3 protein-coding genes are annotated in these 13,628 nt (G+C 63.9%); 2 read left to right on the top strand and 1 reads right to left on the bottom strand.

Features of this window, described 5'->3' with window-relative positions; genetic code table 11:
• Nucleotides 1-12,777: non-ribosomal peptide synthase/polyketide synthase (locus CER19_RS03625; RefSeq protein ID WP_116665432.1), on the bottom strand; the 12,777-nt coding region annotated here is incomplete at its 3' end.
• Between the two features lie 210 nt (nucleotides 12,778-12,987).
• On the opposite strand from CER19_RS03625, the gene CER19_RS03630 reads away from it, so the two are divergent.
• Complete coding sequence (locus tag CER19_RS03630; protein ID WP_116665433.1) at nucleotides 12,988-13,239, top strand: type II toxin-antitoxin system HicA family toxin; 252 nt, start codon at nucleotides 12,988-12,990, stop codon at nucleotides 13,237-13,239.
• Nucleotides 13,236-13,598: a type II toxin-antitoxin system HicB family antitoxin gene (locus CER19_RS03635; RefSeq protein WP_116665434.1), complete on the top strand. Its 363-nt coding sequence runs from the start codon at nucleotides 13,236-13,238 to the stop codon at nucleotides 13,596-13,598. Before CER19_RS03630 ends, CER19_RS03635 begins: the two co-directional genes overlap by 4 nt.
• The last annotated feature ends 30 nt before the right edge of the window (nucleotides 13,599-13,628 follow it).

Raw genomic sequence — 13,628 nt, forward strand, 5'->3', positions numbered from 1 at the left:
CGACATGAAGTGCAATTCGCAATCGCTCGGCGAGGTTTCATAGCGCTCGCCAGTGGCGATGATATGCGCCACCAACGGCCCGTGGGACACCGCCACGCCTTTGGGCAAACCGGTGGAACCGGAGGTGTAGATCACGTAGGCGAGGTTGTCGCCGTCCAGCACCACATCCGGTGCCGTATCACTGTAACCGGCCCACGCTTCGGTGCGATCAATTGCGAGGGTATCCAGGCCCTCGGGGACTGGCAGTTGCTGCAGCGCCCGGCTGTGAGTCAGCAGCAGTTGCGCACGGCTGTCCTGCATCATGTACAGCAAGCGATCACGTGGGTATTCGATATCCAGCGGCACATACACACCACCGGCTTTCATCACCGCCAGGAACGCCACCATGATCTCGGCACTGCGCGGCATGGCGATGGCCACGCGCACTTCCGGGCCGACACCACGGGCGATCAGGGCATGGGCCAGGCGGTTGGCCTGGCGATCCAGTTCGCCGTAACTCAGGGTTTGAGCATCGAATTTCACCGCCACCGCCTCCGGGGTTTCCCGGGCGCGATCAGCGACCAATTCGTGCACCAGGCGCGCGGCTGAAAAACCGGCGTCGGTCTGGTCCCACAGCTCAAGAATCTGCTGTTGCTCATCCTCGCCCAGCAGGCTCAATTGGCTGATGGGCTGCCGTGGGTCGACCACCATTGCCCGCAACAGGTTCTGCCAATGCCCGGCCATGCGCTCGATGGTCGGCACAGCGAACAGGTCGGTGGCATAACTCAGAGAGGCACGCAGGGCCGTCGGGCTTTCTTCCACATCCAGCGCCAGGTCGAACTGGGCCACGCCTTCGTCCAAATCCAGGACTTCGACGTGCAGGTCGGCCAGGCGATGCAGATGGCTGTCGGCAGCGCTCACACGGTGGTTGAACAACACTTGGAACAATGGACTGAGGCTCAGGCTGCGCTCCGGTTGCAATGCCTGCACAAGCTGTTCGAACGGCAGGTCCTGATGAGCCTGGGCTTCCAGAGAACGCTGGCGCACCTGGTGCAGCAATTGCTCGGTGCTCATTTGCCCGTGGATATCGGCCTTGAGCACTTGGGTGTTGACGAAGAAGCCGATCAACCCCTCGGCTTCCAGGCGATTGCGGTTGGCAATCGGCACACCCACGCGCACATCCTCCTGGCCGCTGTAGCGATGCAGCAACGCCTGGTAAGACGCCAGCAGCAGCATCGGCAGCGTGACGCCAGCGCGCTGCGCCAGTGCGCGCAAACTGCCCAACAACTCAGGATGCAACTCGACACCCAAGCGTGCGCCGCGATGGCTTGGCTGTGCCGGGCGCGGGTGGTCGAACGGCAACTCCAGCACCGGTTGCTCGCCGCTCAACTGCTCGCGCCAGTAGGCCAGCTGACGCGCCTGCTCACCCGCCTCCATCCAACCGCGCTGCCACACGGCATAATCGGCGTACTGGATCGGTAGCGCCGGCAATTGCACGTCCTGGCCTTGGCTGTTAGCGGCATACGCCTGCACCAGCTCCTCGACCATCAACTGCATCGACCAGCCGTCAGAGACAATGTGATGCTGCACCAGCACCAGCACATGGTCGTCCTCGGCCAGGCGCAGCAAGGTGACCCGCAGCAGCGGCCCACGCAGCAGGTCGAAAGGCTGGGCGACCACCTGCGCGACCCGCGCCTTGAGACCGGCATAGTCGCTGTCGACCTGCTCGATATCGACCCGGCCCTGGGCGTCAATGACTTGAACCGCGCCGGTGGCGTCCTGACGGAAATACGTGCGCAGGCTTTCATGGCGAGCCAGCAAGCTATCGAAGCTCTTTTGCAGCGCGGTCAGGTCCAACGACCCCTGCAAACGCAGGGCGCTGGGGATGTGATACGCGGCGCCGGCCGGGTCCAATTGCCAGAGGAACCACTGGCGCTCCTGGGCATAAGACATCGGCAGAGGTTGCGTGCGGTCGGCCTTGATCAGCGCCGGCGCGGTGACGCCCTCCTCGCCCAAGGCCCGCACGAAATCACCCAGCAGCGGCTGTTCGAACAAGGCCTTGAGTGGGACTTCCAGCGCCAGGGCCTGACGCACCCGTGACACCACCCGCGTGGCCAGCAATGAATGCCCGCCCAACTCGAAGAAATGATCGTCGAGGCCCACCCGGGGCAATTCCAGTACCTCGGCCCAAATCGCCGCCACCTGCTGCTCGCGCGGGGTGACGGGCGCTACATGGCCTTTGAGCGACAGGCTGGCATCCGGTTTGGGCAGTGCCTTGCGGTCGAGCTTACCGTTGGGGGTCAGCGGCAGGCTGTCGAGGAACAGCCACTGCGCTGGCACCATGTAGTCCGGCAGACGCTCGCGCAGCGCGGCTTTATACTCCTGCGGCGCCTGCGGCGCGGTGCTGACCAGGTAAGCGATCAGCCGGTCGTTATCGGCCAGCACCACGGCTTCGCGTACGCCGTCGAACTCACGCAGGCAGGCTTCGATTTCACCCAGCTCGATACGGAAACCCCGCACCTTGACCTGGTGGTCGACACGGCCGATGTATTCCACCACGCCGTCGGCCCGATAGCGTGCCAGGTCGCCGGTACGGTACAGGCGTTCGCCCGGAGCCCCAAACGGGTTGGGCACGAAGCGTTCGGCGGTCAGCGCCGGCTGCCGGTGGTAACCGCGCGCCAGGCCGACACCACCGATCAGCAGCTCACCGGACACACCTTGGGGGCATGGCGTGAGACCGGCATTGAGGATGAACAAGCCGGTATTGGCGATGGGCCGTCCAACGAACGGCAATGCCTGGTGCAAACGATGAGCCGCCGACCAGATGGTGGTTTCCGTCGGACCATAGAGGTTCCACAACGGGCCTTGCAGATCGAGCATGCGCTGGGCCAAATCGACGGGCAGCGCTTCGCCACCGCACAGGCAGACGATGCCACGCAGTGAATGAGCCCGTGGGCTGTCGAGCAACATGCGCCAGGTCGAGGGCGTGGCTTGCAGCACATTCGCCGCCTGGCGCTGGGCCAGATCGAGGATCGCCTCCGGGTCGAGGGCCATTGCCTGGGCGCTCAGCAACACGGTACCGCCGACACTCAGCGGCACATACAGCTCCAGGGCGAAGATGTCGAACGAGAAGGTGGTCAGCGACAACAGCCGCGCATCTTGGCCGATACTCAACGTGCCAGCCATGCCGCTGGTGAAGCTGCACAGCGCCTTGTGGCGAACCATCACCCCTTTGGGCTTGCCGGTGGAGCCAGAGGTGTAGATCACGTAGGCCAGATGCTCCGGTGTCACAGCAACCTGGGGGTCGTGCTGCGCTGTGCCGGCATCCTCCACCATCAGCACCTGCACGCCGTGCGGCTGAGCCAGGTGCCCCAGCAGGTGCGGTTGCGTCAGCAATACCCGGGCGCGGCTGTCTTCAAGCATGTAGGCCAGGCGCTCTGCCGGGAATTGCGGGTCGAGCGGCACATAGGCGCCACCTGCCTTGAGGGTCGCGAGCAAGCCGACCACCATGTCCAGGGAACGCTCCACGTGCACCGCCACCAGCACGTCCGGGCCGACGCCCATGTCGATCAGACGATGGGCCAGCCGATTGGCGCGACGGTTGAGTTCGCCGTAGCTCAGGCGCTCGTCATTGAAGTGCAGCGCGATGGCGTCGGGTTGCGCCGCGGCCTGGGCCTCAAACAACTGGTGTACGCAGCGTTCGCGTGGGTAGTCGGTGTCGCTGCGGTTCCAGTCGTGCACCCTGTGCTGCCATTGCAACGGGCTGAGCATCGCCAGGTCGTCCAAGGCCACCGAGGCATCCTGCAGGACCGCACGCAGCAGAGTCTGCCAATGCTCGGCCAGGCGTTCCACGGTCGCCGCGTCAAACAGATCCGTGGCGTAAGTCAGCGAGGCCCAGAGACCGTCAACCGATTCCTCGGTTTCCAGGTTCAGGTCGAACTGCGTGCTGTGGCCGGCCCAATCCACTGGCTGTAAAGCGAGGCCGGGCAGTTGCACTGGGGCTGAACGCAGGCTGTCCTGGTGGTTGAACATCACTTGGAACAGCGGGTTATGGCTCAGGCTGCGCTCGGGCTGCAACACTTGCACGAGCTGCTCGAACGGCAGGTCCTGATGGGCCTGCGCCTCCAGGGCACGCTGCTTGACCTGGGCCAGCAACTGGTCGAACGGCATCTGCCCGTGCATGTCGGCTTGCAGCACCTGGGTGTTGACGAAAAAGCCCAGCAGTCGCTCGGTTTCGAAGCGATTACGGTTGGCGACCGGCACGCCGACACGCACCTGCGCCTGGCCGCTGTAGCGGTGCAGCAAGGTCTGGAACGAGGCCAGCAACAACATGAACAGCGTCACGTCCTGACGCTGGGCCAGGGCCTTGAGTTCAGTCAGCAGCGCACGCTCCAGATGAATCTGGCGGCGCGCACCACGATGGCTCTGCACTGCGGGGCGCGGATGGTCGAGGGGCAGGTCCAGCAGGGAATGTTCGTGACCCAGACGAGCGCACCAGTAATCGAGCTGGCGTTGTTGTTCCCCAGCCGCCATCCAGTCGCGCTGCCACTGGGCGTAGTCGGCGTACTGGATCGGCAAGGCCGGCAACCCTGCGTCGCCTTGGTACAGCGCCACCCACTCGTCGATCATCACTTGCATCGACCAGCCGTCAGAGATGATGTGGTGTTGGGTGATGATCAGCACATGGTGATCAGGCGCGACGATCAGCAACTTGACGCGCATCAGCGGGCCGTTGCGCAGGTCGAACGGGCGCTGGATCTCTTCGGTGACAGCCTGCTCGATAGCGCCGACGTCGACCTTTTGTTGTTCTACTGGCACTGCCAGGCTTGGGTGGATGACTTGCACAGTGTGCTCGCCCGACTCCACAAAGGTGGTGCGCAGCGGTTCATGGCGCTGCACCAGGGCCTCGACGGCGCGCTCCAGCGCCGCGATGTCGAGTTCACCGCGCAGATGCAAGGCGGTGGGCACATGATAGGCCGCGCTGGTGGGGTCCAATTGCCAGAGAAACCACTGCCGCTCCTGGGCAAAGGACAACGCCAGCGGCTGCTCACGGCCAACCGCCTGCATCACGGGCGCGGTATCGGCCTGCACGCCTGCGCACGCCGCTGCGAAAGCGGCCAGCGTCGGCTGTTCGAACAGGGCCCGCAACGGCACTTCCAGCTTGAGGTCGTGGCGCACCCGGGAGATCACTTGGGTGGCCAGCAAGGAATGGCCGCCGCGTTCGAAGAAGTGATCTTCCAGGCCAACCTGCTCGACCTGCAGCACTGCTTGCCAGATCGCCGCCAACTGGATTTGCAACGGACTCTGCGGCGCTACGTAGGCGGCGCTGGCCCGGTTCAGGTCGGGGGTGGGCAGTGCGCGGCGGTCGAGCTTGCCACTGTTGTTCAACGGCAAGGCATCAAGTACCACCCAATGGCCCGGCACCATGTAGTCCGGTAACGTCTGGCGCAAGCGCGCCGCCAGTGCCGGGGTTTCCAGCACCTGGCCTTCGACGGGCACCACGTACGCCACCAACTGCACGCCGGTCGCGCTCGGCTGCGCAAGCACGGCGGCTTCGCGCACATTGGGCAAGGCTTGCAGGCTGGCTTCGATTTCGCCCATTTCGATACGCAGGCCACGAATCTTCACTTGATGGTCGATACGCCCGACGTACTCCAGCGCACCCGCCGGGTTATACCGGGCCAGGTCGCCACTGCGATAAAGCCGCGCACCGGGCGTGGCGGAAAACGGGTCCGGCAAGAAGCGCTCGGCGGTCAGCGCCGGGCGGTCGAAGTAGCGTTGCGCCAAGCCAACCTCGGCGCCAATGCACAGCTCGCCCACGCCATCGGTGGCCAACAGTTCGAAACCGCTGTCGAGCACATACAGGCCGCGCCCGGCAATCGCCTGCCCGATTGGCACGCCGTAGGCGTCGTTGGCATCGGCCAATTGGCACTCATGCACACTGGACACCACCGTGGCTTCGGTCGGCCCGTAGGTATTGACCAGGCGCACATTGCCCAAGCCCGCGGCGTACCACGCACGCACGCCCTCCACCGACATGGCTTCACCCCCCACATGCACCTGGCGCAGCTTGCCCAGGGAGCGACGGTGCTCGGCGCACTCTTGCGCCAACAGGTACCAGTAGGCGGCGGGCAAATCGGCCAGAGTCACGCCCTGCTCGACGATCGCTTGCGCCAGTTGCCCGGCATCCCAGAGTTCATCGCCACGCATGATCAATGCCGCGCCCGCACACAGGGGCGGGAAGCACTGTTCGACAAAACCATCGAAACTGAAGGTCGCAAACTGCAACACGCGGTCCTCGGCACTCAGTCGGCTGTACAGCGTGGCGCTGTCACAGAATTGACCGAGGGCGGCATGGTCGATGGCCACGCCCTTGGGCTGGCCGGTGGAGCCAGAGGTGTAGATCACATAGGCCAGGTCAGCCGCCGCCGCGTGATTAGGCGGATTGGTCGTCGGGTAGCCGGTAAGTTCGTCGCCACTGGCGCTGAAATCCATGCGGGTCAGGCCGTGGGGCAAAGGCAAGTCGGCGAGCAAGCCGGTTTCGCTGAGCAGCACGTCCAGGCGGCTGTCGGCGAGCATGTAGGCCAAACGCTCCGTCGGGTATTTAGGGTCCAGCGGTACGTAGGCCGCCCCACTTTTGAGCACTGCCAGCAGGCTGACGATCAACTGCGGGCCACGCCGCGAAGCCAGGCCCACACGTTGGCCGGGGCCGACACCAAGCGCCAACAGGCGATGGGCCAGGCGGTTGGCGCGCTGGTTCAACTGGGCGTAGCTCAAGCTGGCATCACCGGCCTGTACAGCCAGGGCGTCTGGCGTCGCCTCGGCCTGGGCTGCGATACGCTGATGCACACGTTCGTTGGCCTGGGGCGCTGCGGCTGAGCGGCTCAGAGCGAGCATCTGCCGTTGCGCAGGGGCATCGAGAAGGCGCAGGTTGCCCAGCGGCATGTGAGCGTCTGCGAGTAATTGCGCCAGCAGGTGTTGCAGGTTGGCGCTCAGCTGCGCCACTTGCGCCTCGCTGAACTGGGCACGGTCATAGCTCAATTCCAGGCGCAGGCTGGCGCCCAGTTCGATGCCCAGGGTCAATGGATAGTGCGTGCGCTCATGGTTGTGCAGGTGACCGAAGGTCAGGCCGGCCGGCGCGCCTTGCTTGAGCGCCTCGGCGACCGGGAAGTTCTCGAACACCAGCAAGGTGTCGAACAGCGCGCCTTGCTGGCCGGCCCAGCCCTGGATGTCGTAGAGCGGCACATGTTCATGGTCACGCAGGCTGAGGTTGAGCGCTTGCAGTTCGCTGAGCCACGTCGCGGACGACTGGGCTGGCGAGGCTGTGCTGATGATCGGCAAGGTGTTGATGAACAGGCCCAGTTGCTGCTCGATCCCCGGCAGCGGTGCGGAACGCCCGGCCACCGTGGCACCGAAGGCGACGCAGTCCTGGCCGGTGTAGCGTTGCAGCAACAGGCTCCAAGCCCCTTGCAACAGGGTATTGAGGGTGACTTTGTGCTGGCGTGCGAACTCGCCGAGGCGGCGGGTAAAGTCGCTCTCTAGTGCCACGTGATGGTCTGCCATACCCACCCCGTCGACCGGCGTGCGCAGCGCTTGCGCCAGCAGAGTCGGCGCCGGCAATGCCGCCAGGGCGGTTTTCCAGAACGCTTCGCCCAAGGATTGTTGTTGCAGCCAGGCGAGGTAATCGCGGAACTGCCCGAGCGGCGCCGGCACTGCCTGCCCCGCATAGTGAGCGATGACTTCACCGAGCAACTGCGCGTTACTCCAGCCGTCCATGAGGATGTGGTGGCTGGTGAAGATAAAGTGCCAGGCCGCACCGGCACCGCGCACCAGCGTCAGGCGAAACAGCGGCGCGGCATTCAGGGCAAAACCGCGTTCGGCCTGGGCCAGGGTGTCGAAATCCGCATTTGGGTCTTCGATCACTTGCAGTTGCAGGTCGACCTGGCGCTGGATCAGCTGATGGGCACTGTCCAGGCCCAGCCAATGGAAGCTGCTGCGCAGGATGTCGTGGCGATCCAGTGCAGCCTGCCAGGCACGCCCGAAAGCGAGCAAATCGAGGCCCTCTATGTCGAGGCGCAACTGGTTGATATAGGCCTGGGCCTCGGGCTCCAACAGAGTGTGGAACAGCATGCCTTGCTGCATCGGCGACAGCGGATAAAGGTCGGCAATCGCCGGCCCGGCCACGGGCAAGGCATCCAGTTGCTGCTGGGTGAGGCGTGCCAGCGGGAAATCCGACGGGCTCACCTGGCCTGCCGGCGTGGCACAGCAATGCTCGATCAGCGCGTTGAGTTCGGCTGCGTACTCATCCGCCAAACGCTGCACAGTCGCCGCCTCGAACATCTCCCGACTGAACCCCCATTGCAACGACAGCTCGCCGCCATACACCTGCCCTTCCAGCGTCAGCCAGTTGGCCAGCGATGCCTCTGGATCCTGGGCCTGGCCACTGCCCTGGCTGGCCGGCACCCACAGTGCCGACTCGTTGAACTGACGGTCGAACTGGCCCAGGTAGTTGAAGGTGATGCGCGGCGCGGTGAGGTTCGCCAGGCTTTCACGTGCGTGTGGCGCGCCCAGGTAGCGCAGCAGGCCGTAGCCCAGGCCCTTGTCGGGCACGGCGCGCAGTTGTTCCTTGACCGCCTTGATCGCGTCGGGCAACTCGCCTTCGGCATGCAGGCGCACCGGGTACAGACTGGTGAACCAACCGACGGTGCGACTCAGGTCGATGTCGTCAAACAGGTCTTCCCGACCGTGACCTTCCAATTGGATAAGCGCAGCAGGTTGCTCGCTCCAGCGGCTGATCACCCGCGCCAAGGCGGTCAACAGCAGGTCGTTGACCTGGGTGCGATAGGCCGCTGGCGCGTCTTGCAGCAGTCGGCGGGTGTGTTCGGCGTCGAGGCGCGTTTCCAGCTTGGCGCCCAGGCGGTTTTGCAGGCCGCCTTCGGGGTGATCACACGGCAGTTCGGCGTCCATGGTTTGGGCTTGCCAGTACGGCAGTTGCTGATCGAGGGACTGCGCATGGCTGTGCAACTGTTGCGCCCAGCGCTGGTAGGCACTGGTTTTCGCCGGCAGCGCCTGTTCGCGGTAGGCCTGTTGCAGGTCTTCAAGCAGGATGCGCCAGGACACGCCGTCCACCACCAGGTGGTGGATCACCAGCAGCAGACGTTGGCTGCCATCGGCCAAATTCACCAACGCGGCGCGCAGCAGCGGGCCTTGGGCAAGGTCAAGGCTGCGCTGGGCTTCATCACACAGCGCCGCCAGTTCGGCGTCGGTGCTGGCCTGGCATTGCCACAACAGCGGTTCGCTGACATAGGCGGCATGGCGCTGCTGCCAGCCGTCAGCCTGCTGTACAAAGCGCAGGCGCAAGGCGTCGTGATGCTGGATCAACCGCGCCAGCGCTGCCTCCAACCGTGCAGGCTCAAGCACCTCGCCGGGCACCAGCAACAAGGATTGATTCCAGTGATGCCGCGCCGGGATCGGCTGGTCGAAAAAGCTGTGTTGCACGGGCGTCAGCATGACCTCGCCGCTGACCGGGCCCTGATCGATCAGGCTGACCTGTTCTAAACGCGCCACCAGGGCCAGGCTGCGGATGCTCTGGTACTGGAACAGGTCACGCGGGCTCAGGCGAATGCCGGCCTGACGGGCGCGGCTGACCACCTGGATAGAGATGATCGAATCGCCGCCCAGCTCGAAGAAGTTATCGTCCTGGCCGACCTGCTCAACGCCCAGTACGTCGCTCCAGATGGCAGCCAGGGCTGTTTGCAGGTCGCCTTGGGGGGCGACAAACGCCTGTTGCAGTGCCGCGTCTGGCACTGGCAACGCCTTGCGATCGAGCTTGCCATTGGCGGTCACCGGCAGCTTGGGCAGCGCAATGAAATGCGTCGGCACCATGTATTCCGGCAAGCCGCTGAGCAACCAGGCCTTGAGGTCCGTTGGCGCCTCGCCTGGGTGCACCAGATAGGCGACCAACTGCTTGCCGCCATGTACCAGTACCACGGCTTCGCGCACGTGTGGATGCTGCATCAGGCGTGCTTCGATTTCGCCCAGCTCGATACGCAAGCCGCGCAACTTGACCTGATGATCGAGACGGCCGAGGTATTCGATCACCCCATCGGCGCGCTGGCGTACGCGGTCTCCGGTGCGATACAGGCGTTCGCCCGTCACGAACGGGCTGGGCACAAAACGTTCGGCGGTCAGCGCTGGGCGCCGGTGGTAACTGCGCGCCAGGCCGACGCCGCCCAGGTAGAGTTCGCCACTGACGCCGGCCGGCACCGGGTTGAGTTGCGCGTCCAGCACGTAGGCGCCGAGGTTGGCGATGGGGCGGCCGATGGGCACGCTGTCGGCACCTTCGTCGATGCAGGTCCAGTGCGTGACGTCGATGGCCGCTTCGGTCGGGCCATAGAGGTTGTACAGCGCCGCGGTGGGCAACTTGGCGAACACTTGCTGTTGCGCATCCAGGGGCAAGGCTTCGCCGCTGCACACAATGCGCGTGAGGCTTGCGCACGCCTGTACGCACGGCTCATGGATAAACGCCTGCAACATCGACGGCACGAAGTGCAAGGTGGTGATGGCGTGCCGACCAATGGTGTCGATCAGGCGCGCCGGTTCACGGTGTTCCCCAGGCGCCGCGACCACCAGGCGGGCGCCGGTCATCAGCGGCCAGAAGAACTCCCACACCGACACGTCGAAGCTGAACGGGGTTTTCTGCAAGACCGCGTCATTGGCACCCAGGCCATACGCCTGCTGCATCCAGCTCAAGCGGTTGACCAAGGCCCGATGGCTATTGCCAGCGCCTTTGGGCTTGCCGGTGGAGCCCGAGGTGTAGATCACGTAGGCCAGGTTCAGGGCATGCAAGGCCACGTTCGGCGATTCGCTGCTGTAGCCGTCGAGCCATAGCGCCGGCTGGTCCAGGGCAATCACCTGGATACCGGCGACGGGCAGCGACGCCAGCAGGCTCTGCTGGCTGAGTAACAACTGAATGCCACTGTCTTCGATCATGTAGGCCAGGCGTTCCTGGGGGTACTCAGGGTCGAGGGGCACGTAGGCGCCACCGGCCTTGAGAATCGCCAGCAGGCCAACCACCATTTCGATGGAGCGCTCGATGCAGATACCCACCAATACGTCGGGCCCTACGCCCTGCTCGCCCAGGGCATGGGCCAATTGGTTGGCGCGCGCATCCAGTTGGGCGTAGGTCAAGGTGGTGGTACCGAACACCAGTGCCGGAGCATCGGGGCTGCGCCGTGCCTGGTCTTCGATCAGGTGATGAATGCCGCGCTCGGTCGGGTACGCCTCGGCGGTCTGGTTCCAGGTGTGGAGCAACCGTTGCTGTTCAGCCGCGTCAAGCATGGGCAATTCGCCAATGCGCTGTTCGCCATCGAGCACCATAGCTTGCAGCAGGCGGGTCCAGTGCCGGGCCATGCGCTCGATGGTGGGCGTATCGAACAAGTCATTGGCGTAGGTCAGCGCGGCATGCAGGGTGCCGGACTTTTCATAGGTGTCCAGGGTCAGGTCGAACTGGGTGGTGCGGCCTTGCCATTCCACCAGGGCCAATTCCAACCCCGATGCGGTGCTGACCGAGGCGATGTCGGCGACTACCGGCTGATGGTTATACATCACCTGGAACAGCGGCGTGTGGCTCAGGCTGCGCTCGATTTTCAGCGCTTCCACCAGCCGCTCGAAGGGTAATTCCTGATGGGCCTGGGCGCCCAGGGCATGTTCCTTGATACCTTGCAGCAACTCGGCAACCCGGGTTTGCCCGGTCAGTTCGGTGCGCAACACCTGGGTGTTGACGAAGAAACCGATCAGGCCCTCGACTTCGGTGCGATTGCGATTGGCAATCGGCACACCGACGCGGATGTCGCCCTGGCCGGTATAGCGGTGCAGCAGCACATTAAAGGCACCGAGCAGCAGCATGAACAGAGTGACGTTATGTTTTTGCGCGCAACTGCGCAGTTGCGCGGCCAGCGCCGGCTCAATCGCGAAGTTATGCCGTGTGCCTTGGTAGCTGGGCATGGCCGGGCGCGGGTGGTCGGTGGGCAGCTCCAGAACCGGATGTTCATCGCCCAGGCGAGCCTGCCAATATTCCAGCTGGCGTGCTTGCTCGCCCGCCTCCAGCCAGCGGCGCTGCCACAGGGCGTAGTCACTGTACTGGATGGGCAGCGCCGGCAGTTGGGGCGCTTCGTTGCGCTCATGGGCGTCATAGCAACGGATGAATTCGTCGATCAGCACATTCATCGACCAACCGTCGGAGACGATGTGGTGCAGGGTCAGCAGCAGCACGTGTTCCTGCTCGGCAAGCTTGAGCAGTTGCACGCGCAGCAGCGGCCCGTGTTCCAGGTCGAACGGCAACAACGATTGACGGGTGGCGGCGGCGTTGACGGCCTGCTCCCGTGCATCAAAGGCCAAGGCCGTGAAATCCAGGTGCTCGACTGTCACCGACGGCGCCACCGCCACCTGCGCCAGCCGCTCATCAGCCTGGCGCTGGAACACCGTGCGCAGGGTTTCGTGACGCGCCACCAGGCTGGCGAACGCTTGCTCCAGCGCTGGCAGGTTCAGCGCCCCCCTCAAGCGCACTGCGCCAGGCAAATTGTAGGCGCCGCTGGCTGGGTCCAACTGCCATAGAAACCACATGCGCTGCTGTGCGTAGGACAGCGCCTGGCGGTCCTCCACCTCCACCCCTGCCGGAATCGGAAACCTTGAAAAATCCACGCCTTCTTTCTGCAAGGCTTGCAGGAACAGTTGGCGTTTTTCCAGGGGCAGCCCGATAAACCGGCGAGCAAGTTTCAAGGAGTCTTCAGCATTCATTTCTTGGAATCCGGGGCAATAGGCGGGAAGCACAAAGGCACGTCGTCCCTATAAAACGAACCGGGCGGGGAAAAATTAGCGAGGGGATGGGTGGCGCCGAGTGAGCTGTCATCAGGGGTTACATCAATCCCCGGGAGGGGACGCGAACCTGAGCTAGGATTGACGAACACCACTTTTTGCAACTACATTTAGTTACACGCAGGGAACGCCGTGTCCAAAAATGAAAAGCTGCTCGCCAAACTGCTCAATGAGCACATGGCATTTACCTGGTCTGAGCTCGTCACGTTATTACGCCGATTGGGATACACACAGATTGAAGGGGCTGGAAGCCGGGTCAAGTTCGACATTGGCGATCCCAGTGCAATGATCACCCTGCACAAGCCTCACCCCGGCAACGAACTGAAACACTACATTCGGCGCCAGATCATCGAACAATTGAAATCAGGAGAACTGATTCAGTGAACAACCAACTGAAACACAAAGGCTACATCGGCTCCATCGAAGCCAGCCTCGAAGACAACTGCCTGTTCGGCAAGATCCTCTTCATCAAGGCGCTGGTGAGCTACGAAGGCAAGACCGTCGCAGAGTTGAACGCCGCATTCAAAGAGGCCGTGGAGGATTACCTCGCAACGTGCCAGGCCCTGGGACAGACACCCGAAAAACCCTGCAAGGGCTCATTCAACGTGCGTGTCGGCCACGACCTGCACCTGGCTGCGGCCCTGGCGGCGACTCGGAAAAAAGTGACGTTGAACGACCTCACGCGCCAGGCGCTCAACGAGTTCCTGCAGCAACATGGCGCAGAGGGGCTTGCCGCCGTTTGAACGCGAGCGTGCAGGCCAGGCGCCGGCGTC

It is taken from the genome of Pseudomonas sp. GL93, assembly GCF_003408955.1.
In the GTDB taxonomy this organism is placed as follows: domain Bacteria; phylum Pseudomonadota; class Gammaproteobacteria; order Pseudomonadales; family Pseudomonadaceae; genus Aquipseudomonas; species Aquipseudomonas paracarnis.